This is a genomic window from Shewanella halotolerans (assembly GCF_019457535.1).
GTDB lineage: Bacteria > Pseudomonadota > Gammaproteobacteria > Enterobacterales > Shewanellaceae > Shewanella > Shewanella halotolerans.
In genome coordinates, this window is record NZ_CP080417.1 from 1853102 (window position 1) to 1878216 (window position 25115).

Consider the following 25115-nt stretch of genomic DNA (forward strand, 5'->3'; position numbering starts at 1 on the left):
TTAACAGGGACTGACTCATCTTAAAACAAAGTTTAGTTGTTAGATTTTTGTGAGCAATAAGGCCATGTTCCGCCTGTTAATTTGCCTGTCAAATGGTTAGAATCCGGTAAGTTTCTTACTCATTTAGGCTTGGATATGTCCTTCGCTAAAATTCTACCCTTAATCTTTACCTGTTTGTTTGTGCCGGCGACGTTAGCCGAAACCTTTACCTTTACCGCCATCCCTGATGAAAACGAGAGTCAGCTAAAGACGCGTTTTAATAAGGTGGCTAAGTACTTGGAGACAGAGCTGGGCGTTAAGGTGAACTATGTGCCGGTCAAATCCTACTCGGCAGCCGTTACTGCGTTTCGTAACAATCAGGTGCAGCTGGCCTGGTTTGGTGGCCTCTCAGGCGTGCAGGCGAGACGACTGGTACCTGGCTCACAAGCGATTGCCCAGGGCTATGAAGATCAATACTTTAAGAGCTTCTTTATCGCTAACACCTCGGTACCACTGGAGATGTCGACCAACTTCCCGAACCTGAACGGTTATACCTTCACCTTCGGCTCGAAAGGGTCGACCTCGGGTCGCCTGATGCCGCAATTTTACATCGAGCGCAACATGGGCAAGCAGGTGAAAGATATCTTTACCCGTATCGGTTTCTCTGGCGACCATAGCCGTACTATTGCCCAAGTTGAGGCCGGTGCCTATCAGGTAGGCGCGGTGAACTACAAGGTGTGGGAAACCGCCGTAGCCAATGGCACAGTCGATACCAATAAGGTGAAGGTGATCTGGGAAACTCCAGCCTATCCTGACTATCAGTGGACGGTACGTGCCGATGCCGATCAACGTTTCGGCGAAGGCTTTACCGAGAAGCTGACCAAGGCGCTACTGGAGATGAAAGATCCGGATCTGCTGGCCAGCTTCCCACGTCAGTCGTTTGTTGAGGCAGACAACGCAGATTACGAGCCTATCGAATCTGTGGCCACGGCGATCGGCCTGCTAGATTAATTCTATGCTCCACATCGAATCACTCTCCCTGAGTTATCGTGAGACTCGGGTCATCGACGATCTTAACTTGTCGATTAAGCGGGGAGAGTCTTTAGCCATAGTCGGGCCCTCTGGGGCGGGTAAGTCGACGCTGCTGAGCTATATCTACGAGCAGCTTAAGCAAGACGCCGCCCTATGCAGTCAATCCCAAGGTTTGGTCGATGCCCTGAGCGTGTTCCATAACGTCTATATGGGCGCACTGGCCAGGCACTCCTTTGCCTATAACCTGTTGAATCTCGCCTGGCCATTGGCGGCAAGGCGTGAAGAGGTGGCCAAGCTGTGCGCCGAGCTCTACCTTGAGGCGCCGCTGCAAAAGCCTGTCTCTTCGCTCTCTGGCGGCCAGCGCCAGCGGGTTGCCCTGGCGCGGGCGCTCTATCAGCAAAAACTTAGTTTCATCGGCGACGAGTCGTTTTCCGCCTTGGATCCCGTGATGGCCCAGCGCCTGCTGAGTTTGGTCAAGGCCCGTCACGAAACCGTGGTCATGGTGCTGCATGACAGCGACCTTGCTTTGAGTCACTTCGATCGCATCATAGGCCTTAGCGAGGGCAAATTGGTGCTCGATAAGCCGACGAGTCAACTCGATGGTGAGCAGCTGGCTTGCTTCTTCGATGACCAGATGGCGGCGAGCTAGGGTGTGTACAATTAGATGTTTAACTCAGATGTTTAACTCAGATGCTTAACTTAGATGTTTAACTTTGTCGGGCCCTGGCAGCGACTGACATTGGGCCTCTGGTTGCTGGTGGGGATCAGTCTGCTGTTTGTCGATATTGAGATCATCAGCCTGGATCCCTGGGGGGAACTGCTGCGCATGGGGCAGGGGCTGCTGACACCAGATTTCTTCGCCACCGAGTCGCTGGTCAATGCTCTGTGGCAGACGGTGAGCTTCGCCCTGCTCGGGGTGAGCTTCGGCCTGCTGCTCGGCTCCCCCTTGGCACTGATTTATCGCTCGCCCTGGGTGGCTGGGATCTGCGCCATGGTGCGGGGGATCCATGAGATCTTCTGGGCGCTGCTCTTTCTGCAAGTCTTTGGCCTGTCGCCGGTAACGGGTGTGCTGGCGATCGCCTTACCCTATGGCGCCACCTTCGCCAGGGTATTTCATGACATACTGCAGCAGGCGCCGAGTAGCACCAATGACACCTTGCCATTCGGTTGCGACAGGCTGAGTGCTTACTTCTACGGAAAGCTTGGCCATGTGCTGCCTTTGATGCTGGCCTATGTGCGCTACCGGTTCGAGTGTGCCCTGCGCAGCAGCGCCGTGCTGGGCTTCATCGGCATGCCGACCCTGGGTTTCTACTTAGAGACTGCCTTTCGTCAGGGTAAGTATCATGAGGGGGCGGCGCTGCTCATCCTCTTTGTGGTCCTGATTGGCACTATCCCGCTCTGGTCACGCAGGCGTCTGTTGCCGCTCTATCTAATGGCGGCGCTGTTTACCCTGCCTAAGCTGACCGGCGTCGATTTGCAGCTGGTCTGGCAGTTCTTAACGGTAGATATCCTGCCTCCTGGGATCCGTGAGGTGATCCATGGGCAGCAAGAGTTTGCACAGGGACTATCACGATTTGCCAGCTGGTGGCAGCGCTTGACGCTGGAGCAGGCCTTGCCCGGCGTGGGCGCCACTTTAGTGCTGGCGGTGAGCGCGCTTGGCTTGACCCATCTGCTGGCACTGCTTGGCCATCGTTTTGCCAGCATGCATAGCCGCGGCAAATTTTCTATGCCTATAGGGCAGCTTTTACTACTGATCATGCGCTCCATGCCAGAGTATATTCTGGCTTTCATCTTCATGATGCTCTGTGGCCCCTCCATGTTGCCCGCCATCTTGGCATTGGGGCTGCACAACGGCGCCCTGATCGCCTACCTGCTGACGAGCCAGGATAGCCTGGTCAAACCCAGTGCCCTGTATCAGCGTCGCAGCGATCACTATGGCTATGAGGTGTTGCCGCGCATCTATCCCAACCTGATGTCGCTGCTCTTCTATCGTTTCGAGGTGATACTGCGGGAAACTGCCATCTTCGGCGTGCTGGGGGTGATGACCCTAGGTTTCTATATCGATAGCGCCTTTAGCGAGATACGCTACAACAACGCCTTTTATCTGCTTATCGTTACCGCGTTACTCAACGTGCTAGTCGATAGCCTGGCGCGGCGAATGCTGGCCAAGCGCCTGAATCAAGGGATGGCAGTCGGCCAGGTATCTTGCGTGGTCTAACTTTTTTGCGAAAGACAAGTTCGCGAATGACTCGTTAGTGAATGATTATAAAATGAGAGTCTAGGGCCTAGCCTGTCTCAGGCGCTGCACGCCTTGGCAGCAAAATGATGCCAGCAGGGTAAACAGGGTCACCGCCGACATTATGATGGCGAGTCTTAGCCAAGGGGCGTCCATTGAGATGCGCATCTGCACATAATCCAGGCCGCTCAGGCCCCAGACGAAGATGGCGCTTAAGATAAGCACCAGCTGTAGGGTGCGGGTGATGGCCACGTGGCGAATGAGTAACAGTAGTGGCGCCACGATGAAGGCCGCGCTGATCAGTGTCTGGCCGAAGCGCATAAAGTGGGCGCCGAGTAGTGCAAAAGCGAGAAAGATGATGAGAATGCGCCACCACATGATAATTGCCTCAAGTTGTTGGAGTGAGAGTAAACATCTTGATGGCAGATTACCTTGGGGCTGCGGCGCATTCTATCGCATTGTTCACAATTTCATTTATTTGCGATCATCATTGTTTAGCGCCTGTTGAAGTTTGCGCCTTTGGGCATCGCTCAGCTTGCCAGTTTCGATAAGCTGGATCAGCTGCCCCACATCGGCCTCGTCGTCGCCTCTTATCACCACAAACTCGTGCTCGCCATCGCCGTGGTATTTCATTTCGATCTCCGCTATCTCGGTGGCGATCTCGGCGATATCGTCCGATAACAGCTCAATGTTCTTATTAAATTCGCCATCTTGCGTATCGATAATCACCTCAAATTCACGGGCTTTAGCCTCGAGCTCTGCAGCTTTACGTTCCATTTCGGCTCTTTTGGCCTCCATTTCAGCACTTTTGGCCGCAACTTTAACTTCTATCTTGGCGATGTGCTTGGCTAATTCGGCCTCTTTCTTGGCCATCTTCTTGGTGAGCGCGTCCATTCTGGTCTTGTCGGTCTCAGATAGCTCACTGTGGCGCAGATAATGGTAGTGAGATTCGTCACCGTCGATCTGCTTGAGCAGGCGAACCATCTTATCTTGGGTCTCTTTAGGCAGTTTGGCGAGCTTTTGCCTGATGAGCTTCTCATCTTTTATCTCATCATCGCTGAAGCTGTAGTGGTGCTGTTTACCTTCAAGGTCTAGGGTCAACTTAGTGTCCTTGTCACCATCTTGAATCAAGTTGGCCTTGAGTTGCTTGTCATTAAAATCGATTTGACGCACGTCGGTAGGCGCCGCCGTCAGGGTAAATGACAGTAGCGCAGAGCAGGCGATAAGCGAAGTGAGTTTATTGAGTTTCATGATGTTTCCTTCCATAGTGATGAATTATGATTTCCCTATGTGTAGCTAGAGGCGTGCCAAACTAGCGAAACTCAGACTGGATAAGGCATTCGCAAACAGCTGTCGTAAAAACTCGCCTGTCGCCCCAGGGGACTCACCCCCATATGGGACATGGATTTCCCGATATGGGGAAACTCATGGCTTAGTCTGGGCATGGCTATAGACACCCGGCGGTTAATAGGGTGATCCACAAGGGGTTTTATCTTGGTACTGTTTTTGTATAACCTGAGAGGCGGGCGCTCTATTACTAATCTTCTCAAGCGCCGACGCGGCATTGTTATCGAAACTAGAGGGCTCTATGTCGATTAAAGGTTATCTGTTTGTGCTATTTGGCGCGCTCATCTTGATATTGGGGGGCAGCCAGCTGCTGGTGTCCCATTTCTATAAGGCGCAGTTGCAGAGCGAGCTGAGTGAGCGCTCGCGGGATCTGTCGCAAAACCTGGTGAAGGTGCTGATCGACAACGTCGGCACAGAGCAAGAGTTTGTGGTGCAGTTTGATGAGCAGGCCCTGCAGGAGTCTATCCAAGATGCCGAGGCGCTCAGGCAGGAGTTTGAGCAGGATATCGAATCTGTCTCCCAGGCGATTGCCCAGCTCAGCGAAGAGGTGGTGCGCATGGAGATGGAGACGGACAATGCCTCCGCCGAGCAGAAAGCCTTCTTTCGCGCCAAGCTGGCGGCCAAGCAGCAGGAGCTTAGGGATCATCTCAACGCCATGATGTCCTACGAGAGGGAGCTTAAGCACCGTCAGAGAGCCAGTATTGCCGAGGCCAAGCGCGAGGCCGCCGATGAGTATCGCAGGCGCCTGCATGACGCCGTGAGCCAGATTGAGATAGACACCAACAGCTGGCTCGACAAGGGTAACGTGGCCATCATAGACGCGCCTATCTCGCCCACCACGCCGGAGAAGGGTAAGGTTGCGGTGGAATTTGCCCATGATATCGACCTGCCTAATCAGGAGACCAACGAGCAGCTAGAGCGTTTCAGCGAGTCCATGATAGGGGCGATTCTGATGAGCTCACTGGCGGGCCTCTTACTGGTCTATATGCTCAGCCATGTGATCAGCGCGCCGCTATCGGCTCTGGCGAAGGGGCACAAGAAGTTGGGGCAGGGGGAGCTTGGTTATCAGGTGGATGAGCGTGGGGTCAAAGAATTAAAGAGTATCCTCAACGGCTTTAATAAGATGAGCAGTCAGCTCGCCTCCCTAAGCGAGCAGAAGAAGCAGATGGCGCAGCAGAAGCAGCTGGCCGAACTGGGTGAGGTGACTCGGGGGATCGCTCATAGCCTGCGTAATCCGCTGCACACCCTGGGGCTCTTGTCTGAGGCGGTCGCTCAGTCAGAATCGATAGAGGATGCAAACAAGCTGCTTAGCCAGATGCAGCAGAAGATCGCCATGATGGATAAGAGCATTCAATCTCTGCTGACGCTGTCGAGCACCCAGGTGAATCGCCAATCATGGGTGCCACTGGCAGCTACGGTGCAGGATATCTTGCTGGAGCTGTCGATCAACGGCAGCAAGCCCAGCATCGCCTTTCACTGTGAGGATCAAGGGGTTCAGGTGCAGGGCGCCGAGTCGGAGATCCGCAGCATCTTGCATGCCGTGATGATTAACGCGGTGGAGGCCACCCCGGACACAGGCCGTATCGATCTGACCCTGGCGGAAGATGATGAGAGTTATACCTTAGTGGTGGCCGATACCGGCAAGGGGATCAGCCCTGAGGTGCGTGATAAGCTGGCCCAGCCCCATGTGACGACCAAGGCGGAAGGTACCGGCATGGGGATCTATATCGCCGAGCGTTTGATTCAAGGGCATTATGGTGGACGCATCACCTTCGATGATAATCCCGGTGGCGGCACTCTGGTGACTCTTTATTTCGCGAAGCCCGATAGTAATAAAACACAGCAAGAAGATAAGCCCCAGACTGAGGAAGTATGATGGAGCAGCCTAAGTTGCATATTTTGGTGGTTGAGGATGAGCCTGATCAGAGAGCATTGATCGTACAGATGTTGACGGCCAACCAGTATTTGGTGGAGAGTGCCGACAGCGTCGAGCAGGCGATTGTGATGATTAAGGCATCGGCACCGGATCTGGTGTTTTCCGACTGGAAGCTGGGACAGTTGACTGGGATGGATCTGCTTAATTATGTGCGCCGCGAACATCCCGATATGGGCTTTATCATCGCCACCGCCTACGGCACCATCACCCACGCGGTGGATGCCATGCAGGCGGGGGCAGATGACTATCTGGCCAAGCCCTATCAGCGCCAGAGTCTGCTGTTGGCCATCGAAAAGGTGGCCAAATCTATCGCCCTTAAACGGCAGAACCGTCGTCTCTCTTCCGAACTGTCTCAGCAGCAGGAGCTGGTGGGGCTGGTGGGGCGCTCCGCCTTGATGCAGAAGGTGTATCAGAGGGTACAGCGGGTGAGCGCCACAGATGCGACCGTGCTGATTGGCGGCGAGAGTGGCACGGGCAAGGAGCTGGCGGCGCGAGCGCTTTACCAGCTGTCGGGCCGTAGCCATAAGCCCTTCGTCGCTATCAACTGCGGCGCTATCCCAGAGTCTCTGGCCGAGGCGGAGCTGTTCGGCGCCGAGAAGGGGGCTTACACGGGGGCCAATACCCAGAAGATAGGTAAACTGGAGGCCGCCGATGGCGGGACAGTTTTTCTCGATGAGATAGGCGAACTGCCCCTGCTGCAACAGACCAAGCTGCTGCGTTTCTTGCAAGAGGGGGTGATATCCCGTCTCGGGCAGAACAGCGAGATCAAGCTGGATGTCAGGGTGATTGCTGCGACCCATAGGGACCTGCAACAGGAGGTGGCCGAGGGGCGTTTTCGTGAGGATCTCTATTACCGCCTCAATGTGGTGCCTATCCATATGCCGGCGCTCCGGGAGCGACCCGAGGATATCGGCCGACTGGTGGAGCACTTTCTTAAACTTCACGCCAATCAATATGGCATGGAGGTGCCCAAGTTAAGCCGGGATACCTTAAAGTCGCTGCTAGACCATAGCTGGCCGGGTAACGTGCGCGAGCTGGCGAATCGCATCGAACGTTTCGTGTTACTCGGCGATGAAGAGGAGATGGTGCAGGAACTCGGCGCCGCGCCGCAGCCGCTGGATACCAGGCGTTTTGTCTTGCCCGAGGCGGGTATCGAGTGGGAGAGTTTCGAGAAGGATTGCCTGCGTCAGGCCCTGGACCGTTTCGAAGGCAATCGCACCAAGGCGGCTAAGTGTTTAGGCCTGAGCTATAAGGCCTTTCTCTATCGCCTGGAGAAATATCAGCTGGTCTAGACTATCGGTATGTTGTCGCATTAGCGGCCTGCTGTCGCTCTAGGAGGCTATTGATAGCGTCTATGTCAATTAAAGCGATAGCTCACCAGGCCGCGAGCAACAGCCTGAGTCTCATGCCCCAGCTGCTGGTGGCGCCAGAGGTCTTAAAACGAACTTGCCCTTGCGTGTCGACGATGTAGATGGCGGGGAAAACGCTTGCGCCCCAGGCTTGGTGCAGCATCTCCTCATCACCGATGACGTCAAACTGATAGTCGTGCTCCGTCATAAATTGGTTGATCTCATCATCTGTGCCCGAGGCAACGGCTATGCTGATCACCTTGTGCTGTTCGGCCACGCTATTGACCATGGGCGAGGTAACGCGGCAGACCGGGCACCAGGTGCCCCAGAAATAGACCAGGGTAACTTGCCCCTGCTCAAGTGCAATGGGTTGATCTCGGGTGGTGAAGCCACTCAGGAGCGGGGCCTCGCCTGAGATCATGTTGCGCTGCTGATAGCTGAGCAGGGCAATGGCAAGTAGCGCCATTAAAGCCGCATCTCTGAGATAGCGATACCGCTTGCGCCTAGGCTTAACCAACGGCATTAGCTTGCTTGCCAGGCTTTTGAAGGTCGATGACACAGAATTGACCCCTTAGGTTTAGCGCCTCACTGGCTAGAGAAACTCGGGCGGCGTCTGGCGGGTCCAGATGCGGCTGTAGGCCATCAGCTGAGGATAGAAGGTGCGAAAGGCTATCTCTATCTCTGTATCCATCCGCTTAACCGTGTCGATGGCGCCATCGAAAATTTCCGGCTTAGAGACCCTTTTGCTCACCGCCTTGATGGTTTGATTCAACCCTTCACGGCTTTCATAGGCGATAAGCCAGTTTTCCTGGCGCATGCGGATGATGAGATCGCTCAGATTGACCGGCAGCTGCTCGGCGCTGCTGAGCGCTAGATAGGCCTGCTGGGCAAAGTCGGACAGGGACAGGTGATGATACTCTTCCCAATATTTGGCCAGCATATGGTCAAAGGCCAGATCGATCAGTATTGGCGCGGCGCGCTGCAGCGTCTTGGGGAAGGCGGCCTTGAGCTCCTTGGTGAGCTCATGGCTATCGGTTAGCGAGTCTATCTGCCGGTGCAGCCAGATCCCCTGTTGTAGGGCCTTGGGATGGTCGGCGATATTGCCCTTGGCAAAATCACCGGCAAGATTGGCGGCAAGATCGGTTTTACTGTTATCTGCCAGGTGCAGATGAGCCAAAAAGTTCATTAGATAAAGTTAATTGCTTTGTTTAATCACGCTTTTCACGTTATCATGCCAACAGGTGCGATGAAACCTTTATTCTACGCGACGTTATCTTTAACCGACTGCTCGCTTAGGTATTGGGATCGACAGGATGTGCACCTATGACTCCTCATATTAATTATCGGTTTAAAGGATCATGGATGATGTGGAACTGGTTAATGAAACGCCTAGGCAAAAAATCTTCCTCTCGACGGCGGCGGGTCGAGGTCGATATCCCCTTCGAACAACACAGTTATCGAAAAGCCAGCTTAGATCTACAGACCAATATTGTCGTGACCGACAAGGAGAAGAAGGCCAGCTAAGCTGTGTGTCTTGATCTTATCATCATCAGCCAATAGACTAGCGGCCGATTTATGCTAAGCAGAGACAGACTATGCGCGTTGCCGACTTTTCTTTCGATCTTCCCGATGAGTTGATCGCCCGTTACCCCATGCCTAATCGCACGGCGTCCCGACTATTGACACTCGATGGTAATAGCGGCGCGGTGGCGGACAAGCAATTTACCGATATTCTGGAGATGGTTAACCCTGGCGATCTCATGGTGTTCAACAACACCCGAGTGATCCCGGCGCGCGTCTTCGGTCAAAAGCAAACCGGTGGCAAGCTGGAGATCTTGGTCGAGCGTATGCTGGACGACAAGCGAATTCTGGCCCATGTGCGCAGCTCCAAGTCACCTAAGCCCGGCACCATCATCTGCTTAGATGGCGGCTATGAGATGACCATGCTAGCCCGTCACGACACCCTGTTTGAGCTTGAGCTCAACAGCGAGTCCACCATACTCGAGGTGCTCGAAGAGGTTGGCCATATGCCACTGCCGCCCTATATCGACCGTCCCGACGAGGATGCCGATAAGGAGCGCTATCAGACAGTCTACAACCAGAACCCTGGCGCAGTGGCCGCGCCGACGGCGGGCCTGCACTTTGACGATGCTCTGCTTGCCGCGCTGCAAGAGAAAGGGGTAAATGTTGCCTTTGTGACCCTGCATGTGGGCGCGGGCACCTTCCAGCCGGTTAGGGTCGACAGCATCTTAGATCATAAGATGCACTCAGAGTGGGCCGAGGTGCCTCAGGATGTGGTCGATAGTATTAAGGCCGCTAAGGCGGCCGGTAATCGCGTCATCGCCGTGGGCACCACCTCGGTGCGCTCATTAGAGAGTGCGGCCAAGGCCAGCGAAGGTGAGCTACAGGCCTATAGCAGCGATACCGACATCTTTATCTACCCTGGTTATGAGTTTCAGGTTGTCGATGCCATGGTGACTAACTTCCATCTGCCGGAATCGACCCTTATTATGTTGATCAGTGCCTTCGCTGGCTTCGATGAGGTGAAAAACGCCTATCAGCATGCGATTGCGCAAAAATACCGCTTTTTCAGCTATGGCGATGCCATGTTTGTGACTAAAAAAGCGATCTAAGCGATGATTTTGCTTTAAAATACCCACCCACACTTGAGGTGGGTATTTTTTTAGAGATTTTTATTGATAAGGGTTGATACTGAGTTGTTTGCCCTTATCTCTATTGTTCAGCTGTGTCTGTTTTAATGGCACGAAGAGAGTCAGACTGTTTCTCTGGCGAGGTTAAAAATGAAATTTGAATTAGATACAACCGATGGTCGCGCGCGTCGCGGTCGCTTAGTGTTCGAACGCGGTACGGTAGAGACGCCGGCATTCATGCCAGTGGGCACCTACGGTACGGTTAAAGGGATGACGCCAGAAGAAGTGCGTGCCACAGGCGCCGACATTCTGCTGGGGAACACCTTTCACCTTTGGTTACGTCCTGGCGAAGAGATCATGCGTAAGCATGGCGATCTGCATGACTTCATGAACTGGCAGCGTCCTATCTTAACCGATTCAGGCGGATTCCAGGTTTTTAGCTTGGGTGACATTCGTAAGATCACCGAAGAGGGCGTACATTTCCGCTCGCCAATCAACGGCGAGAAGATCTTCATGGACGCGGAAAAGTCGATGCAGATCCAATACTCGCTCGGCTCAGATGTGGTGATGATCTTCGACGAATGTACGCCATACCCGGCGACCCATGACGAGGCACGTAAATCGATGCAGATGTCGCTGCGTTGGGCACAGCGTTCACGCGATGAGTTCGACCGTCTGGAGAACCCTAACTCCCTGTTCGGGATCATTCAGGGCAGTGTGTATGAAGACCTGCGTGATGAGAGCCTTAAAGGCTTGTTAGAGATAGGATACGACGGTTATGCCGTCGGCGGTTTGGCGGTTGGGGAGCCAAAGGAAGATATGCATCGTATTCTGGAGCATGTCTGCCCACAGATCCCGGCCGATAAGCCGCGTTACTTGATGGGGGTAGGTAAACCGGAGGATCTCGTTGAGGGGGTACGTAGAGGTGTCGACATGTTCGATTGCGTCATGCCGACTCGTAACGCGCGCAACGGCCACCTGTTTACCAGTGAAGGCGTTATCAAGATCCGCAATGCGCGTCATCGTGATGATACTTCACCGCTCGATGCTAAGTGTGACTGCTACACCTGTAAGAACTACTCACGGGCGTATCTGTACCATTTAGATCGTTGTAATGAAATTTTAGGAGCACGTTTAAACACCATTCACAACTTGCGTTACTACCAAATGTTGATGGAAGGTTTGCGTGGCGCTATCGAGACAGGTACATTAGACGCCTTTGTTGAGGAGTTCTATACCAGTCAAGGTCGCGAAGTTCCTAAGTTATCCGATTAATTTTACTGCTAATAAGAAGAGAGAAATATGTTCATTTCAAATGCATACGCAGCCGATGCGCCAGTAGGTGGTGCGGGTGGTACCATGGAACTGGTTTTCATGCTGGTCATTTTCGGTCTGATCTTTTACTTCATGATTTTCCGTCCGCAATCTAAGCGCGTAAAAGAACATAAGAACCTGATGAGCTCGTTGAGCAAGGGTGATGAAGTGCTCACCAGTGGTGGGATCTTGGGTAAGATCGCTAAGATCAGCGATGACAACGATTATGTGTTGCTGACGATCAACGAAACCTCAGAAATCACAATCAAGAAGGATTACATAGCGGCTGTTTTGCCTAAAGGGTCTATTAAGTCACTTTAAGTTGAAAGTTAAGTCACTTTAAGCCAAGAGGGCGATGGTGTGTTAAATAAATACCCAATGTGGAAGAACCTGATGGTGGCGTTGATCATCGCCGTCGGTGCCTTCTACGCAATACCAAATTTATTTGGTGAAGATCACGCGGTGCAAGTCGTGGCCACACGTGGCGCGGAAGTTAATGCTTCTACTCAGAGTGAAGTCACTGACATCCTGTCGGCGAAAGGCATCGCGGTAAAGCGTTCAGAGTTGGAAAACGGTCAGCTATTGGTACGTGTTGCCGATGCGGACCAGCAGCTGCTGGCGAAAGAAGCAATTGCCGAGGTACTCGGCGACAAATATATCGTGGCACTTAACCTGGCACCGGCTACGCCTCAGTGGCTGGAGTCTATGGGTGGTAGTCCGATGAAGCTGGGTCTGGACCTTCGCGGTGGTGTGCACTTCCTGATGGAAGTGGACATGAGCGAGGCGATCCGCAAGATGACCGAGGCGAAAATTGCCGATTTCAGAACTGATCTTCGTGGTGAAAAAATTCGTTATGCGGGTATTCGCAATACCCCTAAAGGGATTGAGATCAAGTTTCGTGATGCCGAGAATTTAGCTAAGGCAGAACGATTCCTCAAGAGCCGCACTAACGAGATGGTGTTCGTCGATGCGTCGTCTGGTAGCGATTTCATGCTCCTGGCGAACATGAGCGAGATCTACCTCAAGCAAGTTAAAGAGGAAGCACTGCAGCAGAACATCACCACCTTGCGTAATCGTGTAAACGAGTTGGGTGTTGCCGAGCCAGTGGTTCAGCGCCAGGGCGCGGAGCGCATCATCGTCGAACTTCCGGGTGTTCAAGACACAGCCCGTGCCAAGGATATCCTGGGTGCTACCGCGTCTATCGAGTTCCACATGGTAGACGAGAAGGCCGATGCGGCGGCGATTGCAGCCGGTCGCGTATCACCAGGTTCGCAGATCTACGATCGCCGCCAAGGCGGTAAAGTGGCCCTGCATAAAGAGGTGATGCTCACCGGTGACCATATTCAGGGCGCACAGCCAAGTTTTGATGAGTACAGCCGTCCTCAGGTGTCTATCAACCTGGATTCTAAGGGTGGTTCTATCTTCTCCAACGTGACCAAGGACAACATCGGTAAGCCGATGGCGACCCTGTTCATCGAGTATAAGGATAACGGTGCCAAGAACCCTGACGGCAGCGTGAAGATGGATAAGATCGAAGAGGTGATTTCGGTTGCGACCATCCAGGCGCGCCTGGGCCGTAACTTCGTTATTACCGGTCTTGACCACTCTGAAGCGCAAAACCTTGCGCTATTGCTACGTGCCGGTGCCTTGATTGCACCTGTCTCTATTGTCGAAGAACGCACCATTGGTCCTAGCCTGGGGGCCGAGAACATCGACAACGGTCTGCAGGCGATGATCTGGGGTATGGCGGTCGTGTTGATCTTTATGCTGGTCTACTACCGTGGCTTTGGCCTTATCGCTAACCTGGCACTGACGGCTAACCTGGTGATGGTAGTAGGTGTCATGTCTATGATCCCTGGGGCCGTGCTGACCCTGCCGGGTATTGCAGGTATGGTATTGACAGTCGGTATGGCGGTTGACGGTAACGTACTGATTTACGAGCGTATTCGTGAAGAGTTACGTGCCGGACGCAGCGTACAGCAGGCGATCCATGAAGGTTATGGCAACGCGTTCTCAACCATTGCCGATGCCAACATCACTACCTTTATGACGGCCTTGATCCTATTCGCCGTGGGTACAGGCGCCGTGAAAGGCTTCGCCGTGACCCTGATGATAGGTATCGCGACCTCTATGTTCACCGCCATCGTGGGTACTCGCTCGATAGTTAACGCTATCTGGGGCGGTAAGCGCGTGAAGAAACTGTCTATTTAAGGGGACGTTGACCATGTTCGAGATTTTATCAATTAAAGGCACGATCAACTTCCTGCGCCACGCAGTGGCCATCAGTGCGCTATCACTTGTCTTGGTGATTGGCTCTCTGGCTTCTCTGGCCGTGAACGGGATTAACTGGGGCTTGGATTTCACCGGCGGTACCGTCGTTGAGATGGAGTTTAAAAACCCTGTCGATCTAAATCAGCTGCGCGCAGCCCTGACCTCAGACGAGACAGATGGTGCCGTGGTGCAGAACTTTGGTTCGAGCCGTGACGTGCTGATCCGTCTGCCGGTGAAAGAGGGCGTGAAGAGCGACCTACAGGTTGCGCATGTGATGGAGGCTGCGGCCAAAGTCGATCCAGGCGTGAGCCAGAAGCGTGTCGAGTTTGTTGGTCCTCAGGTGGGTAAAGAGCTTGCCGAGCAGGGCGGCCTGGCCGTCTTGGTGGCGCTGATCTGTATCCTTATCTATGTCTCTTTCCGTTTCGAATGGCGCCTGGCGCTCGGTTCGGTAGCGGCGTTGGCACACGACGTGATCATCACGCTCGGTGTGTTCTCGCTGTTCCAGCTGGAGTTTGACCTGACGGTGCTGGCGGGTGTGCTGACGGTGGTGGGTTACTCACTCAACGATACTATCGTTGTGTTTGACCGTATCCGTGAGAACTTCCTCAAGATGCGTAAGGGCACTCCAGAAGATGTGGTGAACAACTCTATCACCCAAACCATGAGCCGTACCATCATCACCACAGGTACTACCCTGGTGGTGGTTGTGGCCCTGTTCCTCAAGGGCGGCACCATGATCCACGGCTTCGCGACAGCCTTGCTGATGGGTATCTTCGTGGGTACCTTCTCCTCTATCTATGTGGCGAGTTTCCTGGCTGTAAAACTGGGGATCAACCGCGAGCATATGATGCCGGTGGAGATCGAAAAAGAGGGTGCGGATCAGGATGCATTGATGCCATAGGCGCATGCTGCCCGACCAGTGTCATGAAAAAGCCACGATTTCGTGGCTTTTTTATTGCCAATTTGGCCGGATCCCGACTCGACAAAATGTAAGTTTTAAGGCTAGGATGTTCAGCGATTAATCAATACACCTGATAATTTGCCAAAAAGAGCAAGCGTTGTAGGGGATAAAGATGGAAGAGCGCAGTAAGTTGGTGGCCGGCGGTAACTTGTTACAGGCCCATGCTTGGAAAGGGATGTTGGAGGCCTGCGGTATCGGGGTCGAACTGCGAGGCGAGGCCTTGCTGGGTGGGATCGGCGAGTTGCCGGTCGACTTGCAGGATGTCGAGCTGTGGGTAGCCGAGTCGCAATATGAGGCGGCCAGGGCGCAGCTTGAGACTTTAAACAGCGAGAGTCCCAAGTGGCAGTGCGTCAAATGCCACGAGATGAATGAAGGTAACTTTGAGCTCTGCTGGCATTGCAGCGCCGAGCGTAGCGAGCAGCTTAGCTAGTAGTGCTTGCCGCTCGCAGAGCCTTACTTTACTCTTGTCTTATCCTTAGTCGAGACAAGTCATTTAATCGATGCAATATTTTCCCATTTTCGCCCAGGCCGATGGGCTGAAGATCCTGATGATAGGCGCTGGCATTGTCGCCAGCCGCAAACTTGAGCTGCTGAGCCGCACTCAGGCCCATATTCGGGTGATTGCCCCGGAAGTCTGCGATGCCGTGATGGCCATGGCTAACCAGGGGCTGATCGCCCTGGAACAGAGATTTGCCGAACTCGACGACCTCGAAGGGATAGATCTGCTCTACATGGCGACCAGTGACGAGCCTCTCAATCGTCAGTTTGCCCTGCAGGCCAAAGCGCTCGGGCTCTGGGTCAATGTGGTCGATGCCCCCAAACTCTGTAACTTCATCACCCCCGCCATCGTCGACAGGGGCCGCTTACAGGTTGCCATCAGCACCAGCGGCGCCGCGCCTGTGTTTGCCCGCGAGCTTAGGGCACGTTTGGAGACCTGGCTGCCGGCATCCTTGAGTGAACTGTTTGATTTCATCGCCGATAAACGCACCGAGGTACAGCATCGCCTGCCGGCATTTGAGCAGCGTAAGCTGTTCTGGGAACAGTTCTTCCGCCTCAATGGCGACAGATTCGACGAGCGCACGGATAACTACTTCGAGCAAGCGTTCGGTACGCTTTCGGGTTGCGGCGAGCTCTTGCTGCTCGAGGCCCACACCCCAATCGATCTGCTGCCTCTGGCCGCCGTGCCTATGATGCAGCGTCTCGACTGGCTATGTAGTGACTTAGCGTTGCCTGAGCGCCTGTCTGAGTTGGTGCGCCGTGACGCCGGGCGTCAGCCCATGTTACCGCTCAGTGAGTTATCAGCCAGGTTAGACAAGGGCGAGCGGGTGATGGTCTACGCTGAAACTGAGACCATAGCTCAGCTGGTGGCCCATTTCCCCATGGCGAAACACCTGCGCCCGGGCGCACTGTAACGCATCTCTTGCTCAAAGGGCGCCTATTTAGGGTAAACTAGGCGCTTTATTCTTAACGACTGAGCATTATGGCGCCCAAAGCAACCGTTTATAAAGTGCAGCTGCAGATTGCCGACATGGATCGTGGCTACTATCAAGATCATTTCCTCACGCTGTCACAACACCCATCCGAAACCGGTGCCCGCATGATGGTCAGGCTGCTGGCCTTTGCCTTGAACGCCAGCGACACCCTGGCCTTTAGCAAGGGGCTGTGCGTCGAGGGGGAGCCCGAGCTGTGGCAGAAATCCTTGAGCGACGAGATAGAGCTGTGGATCGAGTTTGGTCAGAGCGATGAGAAGTGGCTGAGAAAGGCCAGCAGCCGCGCCGATAGGGTGTTGCTCTATACCTATGGCGGCCGCGCCGTGCCTATCTGGTGGCAGCAAAATGAGCAGGCTCTCAGCCGTTATCAGAACCTTGCTGTGTGGAACTTGCCCGAAGAGCAGGTGAAGGCGATGGGCGAGATGGTTAGTCGCAACATGAGCCTGCAATACAATATCAGCGAGGGTGAGGTGTGGCTCTCCAACGATAGCGGCAGCGTGCATATTACCCCTGAGCAGCTAAAGGGATAATACGCTCTGGCGTTTAGCGCTAAAACGATTGGTGTTGTGAGCGTCACAGATACCGGCATAAAAAAACCAGTCTTGCGACTGGTTTTTTACTTTGGGGGATGTTACGGAGTGTTTAGGCTTCTTCTGGTAACTCTTCTTCGCCGCGGCCCTTAGTCTTCACTATGATGAGTGCGGTAATTACCAAGGTCGATACCACACCGGCAATGGTAGAAACCGTCATAGGTAGGCCTGCACCTAAGGTGGCAGAGTTCAGCAGGAAGCTAATAACCACAGTGGTCATGAACATGGCCGGTACGGTACAGATCCAGTGCAGCTTGTTATGACGCAGCAGGTAGGCAGAAGCGGTCCAAAGCATCATCACGGCTGTGGTCTGGTTAGCCACACCGAAGTAACGCCAGATCACCCCGAAGTCGACCTGAGTCAGAATCGCACCAATCACAAACAGTGGGATAGCCAGGACCAGACGCTTAGGCAATGCAGTCTGTGGCATCTTGAAGAACTCAGACAAGATCAGACGTGCAGAGCGGAATGCAGTATCGCCAGAGGTGATAGGGAGAACAATCACACCCAGGATAGCCATGAATCCACCCACAGCGCCTAGCAGGCCGGTAGAAGCTTCATACACAACGTTTGCAGGGTTACCCGCCATGCCGGCATTCAGACCTTCTACGCCGCCGAAGAATGACAGGGCGATAGCACACCAGATCAGGGCGATAATACCTTCACCTATCATGGCACCGTAGAACACGAAACGGCCGTTAGACTCATTCTCGACACAGCGAGCCATCAGCGGTGACTGAGTGGCGTGGAAGCCAGATACGGCGCCACAGGCGATGGTGATGAACAGGGCAGGCCAGAGAGGCATGTCGTTAGGGTTCAGGTTAGACAGGAAGTCACCGGCGCTGAAACCTGGCAGCAGAGTGTGCTCGCTAGAGACGATCAGTGCTATGGTCAGACCCACAGACATGAACAGCAGCAGGGCGCCGAAGAAGGGATAGAGGCGACCAATGATCTTGTCGACCGGCACGATAGTGGCGATCAGATAGTAAGTGAAGATGATGCCTAGGAACAGGCTAACGTCCCAACCGGTCAACTTGCCTAGGAGGCCAGCTGGCGCCGAGATGAAGACCACGCCCACTAGCAGTAGGAGTATGATGGCAAACACGTTCATGAAGTGCTTGGCGCTGTTGCCCAGGTACTTACCGGCAAGGTTTGGCACAGACTGGCCATTGTTGCGCACCGACAGCATGCCAGAGAAGTAGTCATGCACCGCACCGGCGAAGATACAGCCGATCACGATCCACAACATGGCGGCGGGACCATAGAGGGCACCTAAGATAGGGCCGAAGATGGGGCCAACACCTGCAATGTTCAGCAACTGAATCAGGTAGACCTTACCTTTTGACATAGGCACATAGTCGACGCCGTCTGTCTTGGTAAAGGCGGGGGTTTGGCGAGCGGTATTGATACCGAACACCTTCTCAACAAACTTACCGTAGATGAAGTATCCGCCGAGTAGCAGGCCGACACACATTAGAAACCACATCATAATTAGTACTCCCATTTAAAGTTAACAAGAGTGTAACCTGTCGGCAATTTAAGGAAACCGACATTTAGGTGAGTGGTCGAATAAGCAGATTAAGCGGTAAAATCGAGCCGGTAACTGTATTAGTGAAAGCCGAAGAGCTGTTTTATCGGTTTCAGGAAGCGGCGGGAGACGGGGACCGTCTTACCCGAGTGGGTCAGGACCTCGGCGCCATTTTCTAAGATCACTATCTCGCTGATCGCCTGGGGTGAGACCAGATACTGCTTGTGGCAGCGTACCAGATCTGTCTTCTCCTCCAGCACCTTGAGGGTCAGATGGGTGTGTACTTGCTCCTGCGCCGTGGTGACATGGATGCCGCTGAGATCGCTAAAGGCAAACTCCACCTCTTCGACATTGATCACCTTGAGACGGTTTCCGCAGTAACAGGGGACATGTTCGAGCTGGGTGGGCAACACGGCGTCGAGTGGCACTTGGTGCAGGTCCCGGCGCACCCTGGAAATCGTGGTGGCCAGACGCGCCTCATCCACGGGTTTGAGCAGATAGTCGAAGGCATGATTGTCGAAGGCCTTGATGGCGTATTCATCAAAGGCGGTGACAAACACCACTCTGGGCATGTTGTCGGGATCTAACATGGCCACCATTTCGAGCCCACTTATCTTGGGCATCTGAATATCGACGAAAATAAGTTGCGGTTTGAGTTTGCCTATTGCCTGCATCCCCTCGATGGCGTTGCTGCATTGGCCTATTACCTCGAGATCGGGATAGATCTTGAGTTGGTCGTTGAGGGCTTCGCGGGCAAAGGGTTCATCATCGATAATTAAGCAAGTGATCACGCTGTGGGTTCCGTTTGTGCCGCATCATTTAGCGGCAGGGTAATAATAACTTGAGTAAAACGGTCCTTCTCGCAGTTGATCTTAACGCCATAGTGGAGGCCAAACAGGCTCTGGATCCGCTTATGGACGATGGACATACCTAATCCTGAGGTGTCTGTATTGAGCTCTTCTCGATACAGACCTGCATTATCTCTTACTTCCAATATTAATAAATCTTGCTCGGCTCTGCCACTGACCCAGATTTCCCCGGGTTCCAGCAGGTGTGAGGTACCATGCTTCACCGCATTTTCTATGATGGGCTGCAGGGTAAAGGCCGGTAGGCGGTAATGGTGCAGCGTGGCTGGAATGTCGATATGCACGCTGAGCTTATCGATAAATCTTGCCTTCTCTATGGTGAGATAGGCGTCGATATGTTCCAGCTCATCGCTGAGGGTCACCAGGCCTGTGGTGCGCTTGAGGTTGATGCGCAGGAACTGCGACAGGTGTTGCAGCAGCTGCCTCGCCATCAGGGGATCCTTGCCTATGATGGCGGCGATGGTGTTGAGTGCATTAAACAGGAAATGGGGATTAACCTGCGCCTGCAGCAGCTTGAGCTCAGCCTGAGTCAGCAGGCTTTGTTGCAGCTCATAGCGACCGTAGAGGATCTGGTTACTCATCAGCCTGGCAATCCCTTCACCTAGCGTGCGGTTAATGTTGAGAAACAGCTTATTCTTGGGCTCATAGAGTTTGATGGTGCCTATCACTTCAGACTCGCACCTCAGGGGGATCACCAGGCTGGAGCCAAGGCGACACTGAGGCGAGATGGAGCAGGCATAGGGGGTCTCCACACCGTCGGCGAACATGACACAGTTCTGTTCTATGGCATCTTGGGTGATCTTAGATGAAATGGGCGTGCCGGGAATATGATGGTCGTCGCCGATGCCGATGAAGGCGAGTAGTTTTTCTCTATCGGTGATCGCCACCGCGCCGACATTAGTCTCCTCCAATATGATCTGCGCCACCTTAGTGCTGCCCTCCTGATCGAATCCCTTGGAGAGGATCCCGACGCTGCGCTCGGCAATCTTAAGCGCCTTGGTGGAGAAGGCGGAGGAGAGCTTGTCGAACATGGTCTTCTGATCCCGCACCATGCTCATGAAGAGGGCGGCGCCGATGGAGTTGACCGTCAACATGGGCAGGGCGATCTGTTTAACCAGGGCTAGGGCATCACCATAGGGCTTGGCGATGGCCAGGATCAGCGCCATCTGTAGCATCTCGGCCGAGAAGGTGACCAGGGCGACCAGCAGCGGCGCATAGACCATCTCGCTGCGGTTTTGCTTTCGCAGGTAATAACCGACTATGCCCGCCGATAGGCCCTCTAACGTGGTGGAGATGGCGCAGGCCAAGTCGGTAAAGCCGCCCATGCTGTATCTGTGCAGGCCGCCGGTTAAGCCCACCAAAAAGCCGGTAACCGGTCCACCTAACAGGCCGCCGAGCACGGCGCCCATGGCGCGGGTATTGGCGATGGCATCGTTGGTCTGCTCACCAAAATAGGTGGCCATGATGCAGAAACCCGAGAAGATTAGATAGATGTAGACCTTATGGGGCAGACGGGTTGCCGTCTCGGCAAATAGCTTAAACAGCGGCGTCTTACTCAGCAGGTACACTATGACCAGGTAGAGGCACATCTGTTGGGTGAGCAGGAGGATTAAAGGCATAGAAACTTGGGTACTCGTGTGGGAGAGGCCTTAGTGATCCTCAGCATAGCACTGGCGCTGGTTTTAGGACAAGGGCGGGCTTTGGGCTCGGGATCAAAGTTTCTGCTACCGAGATAGGTTATAAAGAGACATCTATTTTATATCTTTTAGGAAGAGTATGTCAGATTCAATTCATGGCCATCAGGTGATGGAACTTATGTTGTCCTTGGGCCGCGCCGTATCTAAGGGGGAGCTGACTCAGCTCATGCATGAGGAGTTTGGTGAGCAGGCTCGTTACCATACTTGCTCGGCCAGCGAGATGGATGCTCAGGAGCTGATCGCGTTTCTCGAGCGCAAGGGTAAGTTTACCGAGTCGGCCGAGGGGATCGCCACCGCAGCCGATCGTATCTGTAATCACTAACGAATGATTAGTCTTGGCTGAGCTCTATCAGGGCTTGTAGCTCGGCCTTGGATTTTCTGGCGAACTCGGTGATCATCATACGGATCAGCCGAGACTTGGCGACCTTGCTCTCCTTCGCCAGGGTATTGAGCTGGGCTATGCTGGTCTCGGTCAGGGTGAAGGTGGCGTGGCGAAAGATGCGACTCGCCTGCTTCTTCTGGTTGACCGTGGTGTTTGTTTTACGTGACTTTTTGACGCGATTGGAAAGGCTCGGCTGACCAAACGCATAGTTGTTGGCATCCTCGATAAATTCTTCAACCGACAATTTCTTGCGAGGTTTGGATTTACGACGTTTAAGATCAGTTAAGCTCATAGGAATTTTCTGGTGGTATCGCAAACAGTTCGTCTGCGATAGCACGTATCTCGGCGGCGGCTTTTCCATCCGGTTCGATTTCGATGACCGACGATCCCTGTTCTTCACTGTCATCGTAGACGTTGCGGCTAAAGGTTACCGCGTCCAGCACCCTGAGCCCGAACGACTCAACCACCTCTTTGGCCTCCAATATGCGTTTATATTGGCTGGGCAGCGCAGGACATTGTGTCATCACCACGGTTGCAACCATCTTAGGGTTAACCATCTTACAGGTGCTGAGCATATCTTCCATATGAGGGAGGGTCTTGAGATCCCGCCGCTTGGGCCTGAGTGGCAGCACCACATAGGTGGCTACCGACATGGCCGCGCGCATCGCCAGGTTATCCTGACCGCCACAGTCCACGATCACATAGTCGAACCTTTGGTCTAAGCCAAGCAGATCATTACGAATTTTACCGTACAGTTGAATACAGTTGATAGCGGGTAGACTGGCATCTTCGTTACGGGCCTGGATCCAGTCTGAGGTGGTGCGCTGGGGATCACAGTCGACCATTAATACATTGGCATTGTATTTTTGAGTGATATGTACGGCGATATTCTGGGCCAGGCAACTCTTGCCCGCACCGCCTTTCTCACCCCCAACAAGCAGAATCATAGCGTGTCTCCCTCAAGCATTGGCACTGGTTTATGTCGCAGAACTTGTGCTGTTTAGTATAGAACAGAGTTATGGATACTGCCTGAACTCCCGTTTTTAGTTCACTGAAAAGGCTAAATAATTTGCATCGCAACCTGGAAACGGTGCGGGCCACATTCGCTGCAGCGACACACCTGAGCCTTGATGCTGTTTTGTTTGTCTGTATTGGGGTTGAAGGTGACCGTGAGCAGTTCGCCCAGTGTAAAGGCCTGCTTGTATTCAATCAGCACACCACGACGTGCCAGATCCATACAGATAGCATCATCTGTGTGCACCACGCCTAAGCCATCTGTCCATGAGATCAGGATGCGCTCGGCTTCCATGTCAACCCGCAGGGATTGACGGCGTTCTTCAAAATCTTCGTGGCTTTGATCCATCAGAGTATTCCTTGCTGTTAGAGATAGGGGTAAAGCCTTTTAAACGTAGCACAGTTTATGAGGGAAATAATAGTTATAACAACATGAATAACGGTTAGTTATTTGCAGGCGAGCTGATGGGATAAACCGGCTAGTGAGGAGCGATAAGGAGTGAATAGGTGCGCAGTGACGCTTGAGGGATTTACGTGTGTCGGCTGAGTCAGGCATTTTGCGATAAGAGGGGCGGCGCTTACCGTCTTATGACTTACCGCCCCGTAACTTGTCTGCCATTGCTGGCCTACAACTCGCTGGTTTATAAACAGGCTAGTGGTCGTCCTCTTTGCGCGGATAGGGGAGCTTTAGCTGACCCCAGCGGATCACGATAACCGTGCTGGCGAGGACCAGGGTAGATACAGATATGGCCAGAATGCGCCAGTCTTCCATTCCCTTCATATCGAGTATCAGATAACGGGCCAAAGCGACGATGGCGATATAGAGCGGCATTCGCACCGGCAACTTACCCGATTCGGCATAGTTAGCCACCATGGCCAGCACCTCGAGATAGATGAAGAGTAGCAGCAGATCAGCCAGCGCCACCTCTCCCATCTTGATGATGTGCGCTATCTCTTGCCCTATAGCCACTATGGTGGCGATGGCGATGATAATTAAAACAAAATGTTCTATTGCTTTGAGGCTTTTAGAGCCATATTGCGTGTAGAGTTTTCCCATAAATAGCGCTCAATAGTGTTTTTATAGATGGTAACAAGTATTGAGCGCTACGCCAGCGTCTGGGTGTGATGCTTTTCACAATCTGACGCTTTAGCCTCTGTTAGGCACCTAGCCCGGTCTGCCATCTACCCTTGGCGTGAGCAAAATGGGGGCATAGCAGATAACGAAGGTGCCAAAGGCGAAGATCCAGGCGACCATCGCTATAGTCAGCCAGAGCATAAACTGCGTCGGGAACAGGCTGGCCAAGACCCGGGTGATGGTCGAGATAAGGATCAAGGCGAAGGCGCCCGTCATTACCTTAGGTGGCAAGAGGTTACGACCCGTGTGACCTAGCGAGACCCTGGCCATCATCGCCAGGATCATACCACCTAGTCCCCCCACCGTCATGGCATGCAAACCGGCAGAGACGCTGGCCCCTACAGCGATCAGCAGTAGACCCACAGGGATGCAGAGATAGCTCAGGTGTAGCGACCAGAGCAGTGGCACGCCAAAGGTAGACTGCACGCCCCAACGAGACCAGCGCACCAGCAGGGTGAGCCCGGCCACGGTGGCGCAGAGCATTATTGCAAGTGGCTGACCGATAAGCATGGCGATAAAGAGCGCCATCAGGCTGACGAAGGTGAGCTTTTCCAGCCAGGAGATGTTGTCCAGTCGCTGCCACTGTGTGGCTCTGTCGGTGAAGAAGGGGATCACCCGACCGCCGATGAGGGCCACTATGGTGACCATCAAGATGGTGGCGCCTTGAAAGGCGTGGGATACCAGCAGGCTGTTTTGGCTGCTGACGCCGTAGTAACTCAGGGCGTTGGCTACCGTCAGCAGGAGGAGAATGGGGATGAAGGCAAAGTTACGCCACTGCCTGACGGCGATCACTTGTCTCGCCAGTACCAGCGCGGCCGCCGGAGCGAACAGCAGATCAAGCATGGCGACCACCTCAAATGTGCCCCATTGATTGTGTGCCAGCAAGATGCGCGGCGCCAGCCATAGCAGGAAGAGGGCGCCCAGAGGCCAGCCCTTGATACTCTTCTGGCCGGTCCAGGTCTGTGAGGCGGTCAACAGGAAGCCAGCGACAATCGCCATCACGAAGCCGAATAACATCTCATGGCCGTGCCACCATAGTGGATTACCATGGGGCGTGAAGCCGAGACGACCGGTGAGAAAGCTTCCCCACAGCGCCAGAGCGACCAGGCTGAACAGGGCGCCAAATAGGAAGAAGGGACGAAATCCCAAACGCAGTAGGGCGAGTTTGGGTTGGAGATGGGCGGGTTCGTCTATGTTAAGCATACGCGTCTCATTATATATCCGAGTAATTATGTCGGGTATTATAAGGTGTAATTTATATGCATGTAAATAAGCGCCGCTAGCTTTTAATGAATATCGATTGAGTCAGGGCACCGGCTTTGAATGAAGGCGGCTTC

General features: G+C 53.7%; 27 protein-coding genes. 15 read left to right on the plus strand and 12 right to left on the minus strand.

Going from position 1 to position 25115, the window contains the following annotated elements; translation table 11 throughout:
• Positions 1–135: 135 nt before the first annotated feature.
• The 3 genes from K0H81_RS07945 to K0H81_RS07955 are packed head-to-tail and all read left to right on the plus strand — an operon-like array spanning position 136 to position 3229.
• Positions 136–990: a putative selenate ABC transporter substrate-binding protein gene (locus K0H81_RS07945; RefSeq protein WP_220060484.1), complete on the plus strand. Its 855-nt coding sequence runs from the start codon at positions 136–138 to the stop codon at positions 988–990.
• Positions 991–994: 4 nt separating this feature from the next.
• Positions 995–1660 carry an ATP-binding cassette domain-containing protein gene (locus K0H81_RS07950; protein ID WP_220060485.1) on the plus strand — a complete coding sequence of 222 codons (666 nt, stop codon included), beginning with the start codon at positions 995–997 and terminating at the stop codon, positions 1658–1660.
• A 54-nt stretch (positions 1661–1714) separates the two neighbouring features.
• On the plus strand, positions 1715–3229 hold the full coding sequence (locus tag K0H81_RS07955; protein ID WP_220060486.1) for a PhnE/PtxC family ABC transporter permease: 1515 nt from the start codon (positions 1715–1717) through the stop codon (positions 3227–3229).
• Between the two features lie 60 nt (positions 3230–3289).
• Here K0H81_RS07955 and K0H81_RS07960 read toward each other — a convergent pair whose 3' ends face one another.
• The gene (locus K0H81_RS07960; RefSeq protein ID WP_220060487.1) at positions 3290–3625 is read right to left on the minus strand and encodes a hypothetical protein; all 336 of its coding nucleotides are present in this window, start codon (positions 3623–3625) and stop codon (positions 3290–3292) included.
• Positions 3626–3721: 96 nt separating this feature from the next.
• On the minus strand, positions 3722–4498 hold the full coding sequence (locus K0H81_RS07965; protein ID WP_220060488.1) for a hypothetical protein: 777 nt from the start codon (positions 4496–4498) through the stop codon (positions 3722–3724).
• A gap of 337 nt (positions 4499–4835) precedes the next feature.
• On the opposite strand from K0H81_RS07965, the gene K0H81_RS07970 reads away from it, so the two are divergent.
• Positions 4836–6470, plus strand: coding sequence for a sensor histidine kinase (locus tag K0H81_RS07970; RefSeq protein ID WP_220060489.1), 1635 nt, complete (start codon positions 4836–4838; stop codon positions 6468–6470).
• Positions 6470–7822, plus strand: a complete 1353-nt coding sequence (locus K0H81_RS07975) for a sigma-54-dependent transcriptional regulator (protein ID WP_186300683.1) — start codon at positions 6470–6472, stop codon at positions 7820–7822. The genes K0H81_RS07970 and K0H81_RS07975 overlap by 1 nt, the downstream gene beginning before the upstream one ends.
• Positions 7823–7904: 82 nt before the next feature.
• Here K0H81_RS07975 and K0H81_RS07980 read toward each other — a convergent pair whose 3' ends face one another.
• Positions 7905–8438 carry a protein disulfide oxidoreductase gene (locus K0H81_RS07980; RefSeq protein WP_258406420.1) on the minus strand — a complete coding sequence of 178 codons (534 nt, stop codon included), beginning with the start codon at positions 8436–8438 and terminating at the stop codon, positions 7905–7907.
• A 33-nt stretch (positions 8439–8471) separates the two neighbouring features.
• Complete coding sequence (locus tag K0H81_RS07985; RefSeq protein ID WP_220060490.1) at positions 8472–9065, minus strand: acyl carrier protein phosphodiesterase; 594 nt, start codon at positions 9063–9065, stop codon at positions 8472–8474.
• Positions 9066–9244: 179 nt separating this feature from the next.
• Here K0H81_RS07985 and K0H81_RS07990 point away from each other — a divergent pair, with 179 nt between their 5' ends.
• From K0H81_RS07990 to K0H81_RS08030, 9 genes are all read left to right on the plus strand, one after another.
• Positions 9245–9403 (plus strand): hypothetical protein, encoded by a 159-nt coding sequence (locus K0H81_RS07990; RefSeq protein WP_220060912.1) that lies wholly within the window; start codon positions 9245–9247, stop codon positions 9401–9403.
• 71 nt (positions 9404–9474) lie between these two features.
• Complete coding sequence (gene queA / locus K0H81_RS07995; RefSeq protein ID WP_220060491.1) at positions 9475–10512, plus strand: tRNA preQ1(34) S-adenosylmethionine ribosyltransferase-isomerase QueA; 1038 nt, start codon at positions 9475–9477, stop codon at positions 10510–10512.
• Positions 10513–10680: 168 nt separating this feature from the next.
• Positions 10681–11805, plus strand: coding sequence for a tRNA guanosine(34) transglycosylase Tgt (gene tgt / locus K0H81_RS08000; RefSeq protein WP_011866134.1), 1125 nt, complete (start codon positions 10681–10683; stop codon positions 11803–11805).
• A 27-nt stretch (positions 11806–11832) separates the two neighbouring features.
• Positions 11833–12165: a preprotein translocase subunit YajC gene (gene yajC / locus K0H81_RS08005; protein ID WP_041406650.1), complete on the plus strand. Its 333-nt coding sequence runs from the start codon at positions 11833–11835 to the stop codon at positions 12163–12165.
• A 39-nt stretch (positions 12166–12204) separates the two neighbouring features.
• The gene (gene secD / locus K0H81_RS08010) at positions 12205–14055 is read left to right on the plus strand and encodes a protein translocase subunit SecD (RefSeq protein WP_220060492.1); all 1851 of its coding nucleotides are present in this window, start codon (positions 12205–12207) and stop codon (positions 14053–14055) included.
• A 13-nt stretch (positions 14056–14068) separates the two neighbouring features.
• Entirely contained in the window at positions 14069–15016 is a 948-nt protein-coding gene (gene secF, locus K0H81_RS08015) for a protein translocase subunit SecF (protein WP_220060493.1), read from the plus strand.
• A 172-nt stretch (positions 15017–15188) separates the two neighbouring features.
• The gene (locus K0H81_RS08020; protein ID WP_011866130.1) at positions 15189–15506 is read left to right on the plus strand and encodes a putative signal transducing protein; all 318 of its coding nucleotides are present in this window, start codon (positions 15189–15191) and stop codon (positions 15504–15506) included.
• A 70-nt stretch (positions 15507–15576) separates the two neighbouring features.
• Entirely contained in the window at positions 15577–16488 is a 912-nt protein-coding gene (locus K0H81_RS08025) for a precorrin-2 dehydrogenase/sirohydrochlorin ferrochelatase family protein (protein WP_220060494.1), read from the plus strand.
• Positions 16489–16556: 68 nt separating this feature from the next.
• Positions 16557–17096 (plus strand): YaeQ family protein, encoded by a 540-nt coding sequence (locus K0H81_RS08030; RefSeq protein WP_220060495.1) that lies wholly within the window; start codon positions 16557–16559, stop codon positions 17094–17096.
• 112 nt (positions 17097–17208) lie between these two features.
• Here K0H81_RS08030 and K0H81_RS08035 read toward each other — a convergent pair whose 3' ends face one another.
• From K0H81_RS08035 to K0H81_RS08045, 3 genes are all read right to left on the minus strand, one after another.
• Positions 17209–18645, minus strand: coding sequence for a carbon starvation CstA family protein (locus K0H81_RS08035; protein WP_011866127.1), 1437 nt, complete (start codon positions 18643–18645; stop codon positions 17209–17211).
• 119 nt (positions 18646–18764) lie between these two features.
• Complete coding sequence (btsR, locus tag K0H81_RS08040; RefSeq protein WP_220060496.1) at positions 18765–19475, minus strand: two-component system response regulator BtsR; 711 nt, start codon at positions 19473–19475, stop codon at positions 18765–18767.
• Positions 19472–21169: a sensor histidine kinase gene (locus K0H81_RS08045; RefSeq protein WP_220060497.1), complete on the minus strand. Its 1698-nt coding sequence runs from the start codon at positions 21167–21169 to the stop codon at positions 19472–19474. Before K0H81_RS08045 ends, btsR begins: the two co-directional genes overlap by 4 nt.
• A gap of 157 nt (positions 21170–21326) precedes the next feature.
• Between K0H81_RS08045 and K0H81_RS08050 the strand changes: the two genes are divergently transcribed.
• On the plus strand, positions 21327–21569 hold the full coding sequence (locus tag K0H81_RS08050; protein WP_220060498.1) for a YecH family metal-binding protein: 243 nt from the start codon (positions 21327–21329) through the stop codon (positions 21567–21569).
• A 7-nt stretch (positions 21570–21576) separates the two neighbouring features.
• Here K0H81_RS08050 and K0H81_RS08055 read toward each other — a convergent pair whose 3' ends face one another.
• From K0H81_RS08055 to K0H81_RS08075, 5 genes are all read right to left on the minus strand, one after another.
• On the minus strand, positions 21577–21921 hold the full coding sequence (locus K0H81_RS08055) for a replication protein RepA (protein WP_220060499.1): 345 nt from the start codon (positions 21919–21921) through the stop codon (positions 21577–21579).
• Complete coding sequence (locus K0H81_RS08060) at positions 21908–22576, minus strand: AAA family ATPase (RefSeq protein WP_144204358.1); 669 nt, start codon at positions 22574–22576, stop codon at positions 21908–21910. The genes K0H81_RS08055 and K0H81_RS08060 overlap by 14 nt, the downstream gene beginning before the upstream one ends.
• A gap of 113 nt (positions 22577–22689) precedes the next feature.
• Positions 22690–22992, minus strand: a complete 303-nt coding sequence (locus K0H81_RS08065; RefSeq protein WP_144204357.1) for a PilZ domain-containing protein — start codon at positions 22990–22992, stop codon at positions 22690–22692.
• 303 nt (positions 22993–23295) lie between these two features.
• Entirely contained in the window at positions 23296–23700 is a 405-nt protein-coding gene (locus K0H81_RS08070; RefSeq protein WP_011866120.1) for a phosphate-starvation-inducible protein PsiE, read from the minus strand.
• A 108-nt stretch (positions 23701–23808) separates the two neighbouring features.
• A complete protein-coding gene (locus K0H81_RS08075) occupies positions 23809–24981 on the minus strand; it encodes an NnrS family protein (RefSeq protein WP_220060500.1) in 1173 nt (390 codons plus the stop codon).
• Positions 24982–25115 lie beyond the last annotated feature (134 nt).

Excerpts from the sequence above, each read along its gene's own strand:
- K0H81_RS07945 (WP_220060484.1), top strand. The coding sequence starts at position 136 with ATGTCCTTCGCTAAAATTCTACCCTTAATCTTTACCTGTTTGTTTGTG.
- K0H81_RS07950 (WP_220060485.1), top strand. The coding sequence starts at position 995 with ATGCTCCACATCGAATCACTCTCCCTGAGTTATCGTGAGACTCGGGTC.
- K0H81_RS07955 (WP_220060486.1), top strand. The coding sequence starts at position 1,715 with ATGTTTAACTTTGTCGGGCCCTGGCAGCGACTGACATTGGGCCTCTGG.
- K0H81_RS07960 (WP_220060487.1), bottom strand. The coding sequence starts at position 3,625 with ATGTGGTGGCGCATTCTCATCATCTTTCTCGCTTTTGCACTACTCGGC.
- K0H81_RS07965 (WP_220060488.1), bottom strand. The coding sequence starts at position 4,498 with ATGAAACTCAATAAACTCACTTCGCTTATCGCCTGCTCTGCGCTACTG.
- K0H81_RS07970 (WP_220060489.1), top strand. The coding sequence starts at position 4,836 with ATGTCGATTAAAGGTTATCTGTTTGTGCTATTTGGCGCGCTCATCTTG.
- K0H81_RS07975 (WP_186300683.1), top strand. The coding sequence starts at position 6,470 with ATGGAGCAGCCTAAGTTGCATATTTTGGTGGTTGAGGATGAGCCTGAT.
- K0H81_RS07985 (WP_220060490.1), bottom strand. The coding sequence starts at position 9,065 with ATGAACTTTTTGGCTCATCTGCACCTGGCAGATAACAGTAAAACCGAT.
- K0H81_RS07990 (WP_220060912.1), top strand. The coding sequence starts at position 9,245 with ATGTGGAACTGGTTAATGAAACGCCTAGGCAAAAAATCTTCCTCTCGA.
- queA (WP_220060491.1), top strand. The coding sequence starts at position 9,475 with ATGCGCGTTGCCGACTTTTCTTTCGATCTTCCCGATGAGTTGATCGCC.
- tgt (WP_011866134.1), top strand. The coding sequence starts at position 10,681 with ATGAAATTTGAATTAGATACAACCGATGGTCGCGCGCGTCGCGGTCGC.
- yajC (WP_041406650.1), top strand. The coding sequence starts at position 11,833 with ATGTTCATTTCAAATGCATACGCAGCCGATGCGCCAGTAGGTGGTGCG.
- secF (WP_220060493.1), top strand. The coding sequence starts at position 14,069 with ATGTTCGAGATTTTATCAATTAAAGGCACGATCAACTTCCTGCGCCAC.
- K0H81_RS08020 (WP_011866130.1), top strand. The coding sequence starts at position 15,189 with ATGGAAGAGCGCAGTAAGTTGGTGGCCGGCGGTAACTTGTTACAGGCC.
- K0H81_RS08025 (WP_220060494.1), top strand. The coding sequence starts at position 15,577 with ATGCAATATTTTCCCATTTTCGCCCAGGCCGATGGGCTGAAGATCCTG.
- K0H81_RS08030 (WP_220060495.1), top strand. The coding sequence starts at position 16,557 with ATGGCGCCCAAAGCAACCGTTTATAAAGTGCAGCTGCAGATTGCCGAC.
- K0H81_RS08035 (WP_011866127.1), bottom strand. The coding sequence starts at position 18,645 with ATGATGTGGTTTCTAATGTGTGTCGGCCTGCTACTCGGCGGATACTTC.
- K0H81_RS08045 (WP_220060497.1), bottom strand. The coding sequence starts at position 21,169 with ATGCCTTTAATCCTCCTGCTCACCCAACAGATGTGCCTCTACCTGGTC.
- K0H81_RS08050 (WP_220060498.1), top strand. The coding sequence starts at position 21,327 with ATGTCAGATTCAATTCATGGCCATCAGGTGATGGAACTTATGTTGTCC.
- K0H81_RS08055 (WP_220060499.1), bottom strand. The coding sequence starts at position 21,921 with ATGAGCTTAACTGATCTTAAACGTCGTAAATCCAAACCTCGCAAGAAA.
- K0H81_RS08060 (WP_144204358.1), bottom strand. The coding sequence starts at position 22,576 with ATGATTCTGCTTGTTGGGGGTGAGAAAGGCGGTGCGGGCAAGAGTTGC.
- K0H81_RS08065 (WP_144204357.1), bottom strand. The coding sequence starts at position 22,992 with ATGGATCAAAGCCACGAAGATTTTGAAGAACGCCGTCAATCCCTGCGG.
- K0H81_RS08070 (WP_011866120.1), bottom strand. The coding sequence starts at position 23,700 with ATGGGAAAACTCTACACGCAATATGGCTCTAAAAGCCTCAAAGCAATA.
- K0H81_RS08075 (WP_220060500.1), bottom strand. The coding sequence starts at position 24,981 with ATGCTTAACATAGACGAACCCGCCCATCTCCAACCCAAACTCGCCCTA.